Below are 4,527 nucleotides of genomic sequence, written 5' to 3' on the forward strand. Positions count from 1 at the left end.
CTGCGCTTGGAAATGTTCGTAAAGTCATCTTATTCTTCTCCTTTATTTAAGGCTATTGCGGTTTCATTTTACCATGGATGCTTCCAATATCCAAATCCTTGCTGACACGGATGCACACCATCAGACTCGATGAACAGCAGCAAATCAAGCAGGAGCAGACAGACCAGAAGGCAGCCAAAGTATTGCTATGAGCCTGCAGGACAGACCGGCCCAGTCAATATCAAAGAAGAGGGCAGACTGGATTTTATACTCTTTGGGTATCAGTATTGCAGAAAGCGAGCGATTTCATCTTTGCTGATTTCTTTGCCATACTGACAGACCGGGCAGGTCAGATAGTATTTTCTGGCATAAGGGAAGGTCGGAATCCAGTAGAGGGTAAACTTGCGGCCGACTTCGGTAATGTCCCAAGGCGCTGCATGCTTGCAGTTGCTGCACTCAATCGGGCTCTGGGTCTGCCCTACTTGCTTTTGATAACCTTTATGTCCCCAGACAATCATCGTCATTTCCTCCTTTATCAGTTGGACCGCAGGGTTTAACCCCCTGCCGCCGTCTTCGAAAATCAACTCCATACGCGCTCATTCGAAAACAAGAGCATGAATTCGGCAATATAGTCTTTTCCTTTGCTTTTAGCAGTGAAACTGACCGAGGGACAGTTTCAGCCTATCGCTTAAATCCAGGACGATAGGGCAGCGAGCTCATCCACAGCCTCTCTACCTCACTATCTTGTTTCTAGGTTGGGACTGTTACAGCAAGGCGAGTTAAGGACGGAACAAAAGATAAACGAAATGACCATATCACCAAAATGGGTTGATAAAATCCAAAAATTCGCCAACATCATCCAGAGCTGACTGGTAGTCAAACTCTAAGTCAATCTTAAAGCCAACACCAAACCCGAGAGCTGCATCAACCTCTATGCTTGTTCCTATTTTTCCATTACCGGCCTCAAAACTGGCATTGGCTTTAGCACCGACACCAACCTTTCCTTTCACTCCAACTGTGCCTTTAGCATAGGCCACTTTCGCGCTGTTTTCTAATTTGGCTTCTTTTCCGGCAAAAGCCTCAGCTCCAGCCTCAGCCTTTATTTTCCCATAGGTTGCAGCTTCAAAGCTTGCCTTGGCTTCTGCACGGGCGCCGGCAAAGGCTTCTTTGCTGACGCCGTATGTCGCATGCGTGATACCATATTTAGTATTGCCTATTTCAGCATCAAATTGAGCTTTCGCCTTAGCGCCAGCCATGGCATCGGCAGAAGCTTCCACCTTCACTCCTCCTCTGCCGATGCTGGCATTGGCTTTGGCACTGGCTTGGGCGCCGGCAAAAGCACTTGCTGAGCCGCTGAATTTAGCATGCGCCATACCGTTATTGCCCATTATTAACTTACCTTCCAGCTTGGCTTCGGCTCCAGCCTTAGCATCTGCTGTGGCATCAATCTTGAGGCCTTTTTTATCAAACTTGAGGGTTCCGTCAGCATTGGCCCAAGCTCCGGCCATAGCGTCCGCTTTCGCATCTCCTTTGGCAGATAGGATGCCTGAGCCAACCTTGAAGCCGCCATTTGCCGAAGCAGACAGCCCAAGCAAGGCCTCCGCATGCGCTGTCAGCTCTAACTTTTCCTTCTCCACCAGCGTTTTCTTAAAACTGGCCGCCGCCTTAGCACCGATAAAGGCTTTTCCCTCACCATTGAACCGAACGCCAAGAATTTCAAAGCCGCCCTTGGTATTGAGATTGGCCAAAAAGATTGCCGCTTCTGTGCTGCCGTCTGTCTTGAGCTGACCTGTTTTGTCCACCCAAATCTTGCCCGAGGCCACAGCATGCTTTCCTTGTCTCTCAATCATAAACCGCCGCCACCAAGACACATCCGATTGGCTAAAACTATTCAAGGTATTGCCTACATTGGTCAGCAGCTCCACCGGAGTAGAAGAGTTGGCGGTCATTTGGTCGATTTGATTGGTCCCCTGCAAAAAGCCAGTCTGATTGTAAAAGGCTCTGACATCATTCTCAGTATAGACAATATCAGAAATATTGGATAAAGTAGCAATCATCTGGTCCTGAGAAGACAGCAAATCTTCAAATTCATCTCCCTGTTTCCAAGCATTAAAAGCTTCCATGTTTTTCTTGGTGTCTGTCAAGATGGTTTTCGCTTCTGACAGCGGAGTTTGAATGGCTGAGCTGTCCGGATTGGCCAGAGAGATAATATCTGCAATGGAGGAATAGATGGCTGAAGTCACCGTATCAATACCGGATATACTGGCCTCAATCTCCGGAAACCTGTCCAAAAGAGTCTGCAGGTATTCCGTATGGATCACAGCATCCGCCGCATGCTCAGATACCGTGCTCTGAAACTGCTCAATGGTTCGGTCATACTGCGTCGAAAGCACCGTCAGCGCATTGATCAGATTGAGAAATATGGGCGCTTGGTAGTTATTGATTTTGGCGTCAACAGCTGACTTGACCAGACCTGTCAAACTGGTCGAACTGACAATTTTTGCAAAACCATTCTTAACCACATTCAGCCGGACAGTCATATTGGTAATGGAAGTATCTAAGGTCGTTTTTTGATGATGAACCTCCGTCATATCAATCTTCATGATGTTCTCCTTTTATACTCAAACTATGAACATGCACACTTGGCAGGAGCAGACAGGATGGCTGCTGCTTTCCCGGCCTGTCACGAGCATTCCTCCAGAGCTTTCTCTCCCTCCTGCACGAAGCTGACGGCGCGTAGGGTTAAAATTGAAAGAATGGAATCCAGTTTGAAGAAGGGCGAAAATACTACTGCATCTTATACCCTCTAGCCTCAGCCTGCCTGCGGTCATCCTTTGCCTTATTTAGCCCTACCGTGTCCATATTGTCCAAATCATCGAAAAGATAGCGCATATAGCTTCTTTTGCTATTGTTAAAATGGGCAATCGCAGCGATAAAGCCAGTGAACGGCTTCAGGTCTGTCGATGAAAACTGCAAATCGTCTATATTTAGGGCCTCCAGCCCATCACAGAGGCTTCTGGTGGAGCCCAAAAGCGATTGCCATGCTGCATAATCTGTACCTGTCTTTACCATCCGCTTCCCTCTCTATTCTGTATTGGCTGCTTGGGCAGAGGCCTGATAAGAGACCATCTGGCTATAAGCTGTGCTGGCTGCAGACTGCAGACTGGCAGACTGACTCTGCAATTCCGCAATTTTTGCTGCAATACTGGACAAATTACTGTCATGGCTGCTTTTATTTTTCGATGCCGCGGAACTGACCAAAGCCTGCTGTTCCGTGTATTTATTTTTACGTTCGCCCTTGAATTGTGAGGAATCCTCTCCTTCAATCTTAGACATTTTGCCAATCACATCGCTTTGGAAATGATTGATTTCTTTCTTTAAGTTTGTTTTGGCGGTTTCTAAGCGAGAAATTTGTGCATCAACCGCAGCTTTCTGAGACATCGCCTGATGATAGCTTGTGGATGCCTGACTTGCTAAATGTTGATAATGAGCTGCTGAAGTATCGGCCATTTCTGCACTCCTTTCTGTGATCGTTTTTTGAAAATCAAAGATGGCAAGGCCAGCCTCTTTGATGAACCCCGGCTGCTGGACACCTGTTTTCTTTAGCTGCAGCCTCCAACAGCCCGAAAGGCTGTTGGAGCCATTAAAGAAAGAGGACCAGGACATCATCCCAGCCCTCTATTCTTAGAATCCTAATGCAAGCCAAAGCTGCTGGCATCCGCTGCATCGCGCTGAGACACTGTGTTGGCATAGCTCTTCAGCTGCTGATTGATGGAGGTCAGCAGCTCTTCAAACTTCACTACTTCGCTTTGCAGCTGATCATACTGCTGCAGATAAGAATTAAAGGCGCTGCCTTCCCAGTGTGACTGCATTTCGCCATTTGCTCCCTGAACAGCCTTGATTGCTGCATCGATTTGGTCGCGGGCTCTTGAATAGACCCCCGCCTGTGCAATAAGTTCTTCTGGTGACAATGAAACTTTAGCCATGATTCTTCTCCTTTTATTGTGTTATAGTCTTTTAGTTTGCTTTTAGGACTGTTAAAGCAAGGCCAGTTAACGACGGAATAAAAGACAAACTAAATGGCGATATAGTAATACTCAATGAACATCAGCAGCAAACGCCTACTCCTCAAAAATCAAAAGCAACCTTTGGCAGCACCAAGAGTCAGAATAGCTGTTGGAAGTTGCAGACCGAGCAAAGGCAGTTTGCGCCAAAGAGCCTGTCCGCAGCCTCAAAAATTCCACCGGAGCTTTTGAGCGTCTCACTGCCTCGCCTGATTTCGATTTTCATTGAGTATGAGCAGGAGCGGACACCGCGGCAGTACCTGCTGCCGTGTCCCGAAAAATCCCAGAAGGCTTTCTCTGACTTCTGCACAAATCAGCCGCAGATTGCACTGGAATGGCTGATTTAGTTTGAAGAGATTTTCAAAGAGTATGACTAGACTAAATCGTCTAACCACCCTTAGTCTACCATCTATTTTTCTCTTTTCGCGATTTTCTCAAATAAGAAATTTTTTATTCTGTTTTTTCCTAAAAGAAAAATACCCTC

The 4,527-nt window shown here is 46.9% G+C and carries 5 protein-coding genes; all 5 read right to left on the minus strand.

What is annotated here, in order from left to right; translation table 11 throughout:
* Positions 1 to 260: 260 nt before the first annotated feature.
* Complete coding sequence (locus tag STRDD11_RS01815; protein WP_128835334.1) at positions 261 to 497, minus strand: zinc ribbon domain-containing protein; 237 nt, start codon at positions 495 to 497, stop codon at positions 261 to 263.
* A 297-nt stretch (positions 498 to 794) separates the two neighbouring features.
* Positions 795 to 2,582, minus strand: a complete 1,788-nt coding sequence (locus STRDD11_RS01820) for a T7SS effector LXG polymorphic toxin (RefSeq protein WP_241209278.1) — start codon at positions 2,580 to 2,582, stop codon at positions 795 to 797.
* Positions 2,583 to 2,766: 184 nt separating this feature from the next.
* Positions 2,767 to 3,051, minus strand: a complete 285-nt coding sequence (locus STRDD11_RS01825) for a hypothetical protein (RefSeq protein WP_128834789.1) — start codon at positions 3,049 to 3,051, stop codon at positions 2,767 to 2,769.
* Positions 3,052 to 3,063: 12 nt separating this feature from the next.
* Positions 3,064 to 3,489 carry a DUF5082 domain-containing protein gene (locus STRDD11_RS01830; protein ID WP_128834791.1) on the minus strand — a complete coding sequence of 142 codons (426 nt, stop codon included), beginning with the start codon at positions 3,487 to 3,489 and terminating at the stop codon, positions 3,064 to 3,066.
* A gap of 182 nt (positions 3,490 to 3,671) precedes the next feature.
* On the minus strand, positions 3,672 to 3,965 hold the full coding sequence (locus STRDD11_RS01835) for a WXG100 family type VII secretion target (protein WP_128834794.1): 294 nt from the start codon (positions 3,963 to 3,965) through the stop codon (positions 3,672 to 3,674).
* Positions 3,966 to 4,527: the final 562 nt, after the last annotated feature.

Origin of the sequence: Streptococcus sp. DD11 (genome assembly GCF_001578865.1) — a bacterium.
GTDB classification, from domain to species: Bacteria; Bacillota; Bacilli; order Lactobacillales; family Streptococcaceae; genus Streptococcus; species Streptococcus panodentis.

Excerpts from the sequence above, each read along its gene's own strand:
- STRDD11_RS01815 (WP_128835334.1), bottom strand. The coding sequence starts at position 497 with ATGATTGTCTGGGGACATAAAGGTTATCAAAAGCAAGTAGGGCAGACC.
- STRDD11_RS01820 (WP_241209278.1), bottom strand. The coding sequence starts at position 2,582 with ATGAAGATTGATATGACGGAGGTTCATCATCAAAAAACGACCTTAGAT.
- STRDD11_RS01825 (WP_128834789.1), bottom strand. The coding sequence starts at position 3,051 with ATGGTAAAGACAGGTACAGATTATGCAGCATGGCAATCGCTTTTGGGC.
- STRDD11_RS01830 (WP_128834791.1), bottom strand. The coding sequence starts at position 3,489 with ATGGCCGATACTTCAGCAGCTCATTATCAACATTTAGCAAGTCAGGCA.
- STRDD11_RS01835 (WP_128834794.1), bottom strand. The coding sequence starts at position 3,965 with ATGGCTAAAGTTTCATTGTCACCAGAAGAACTTATTGCACAGGCGGGG.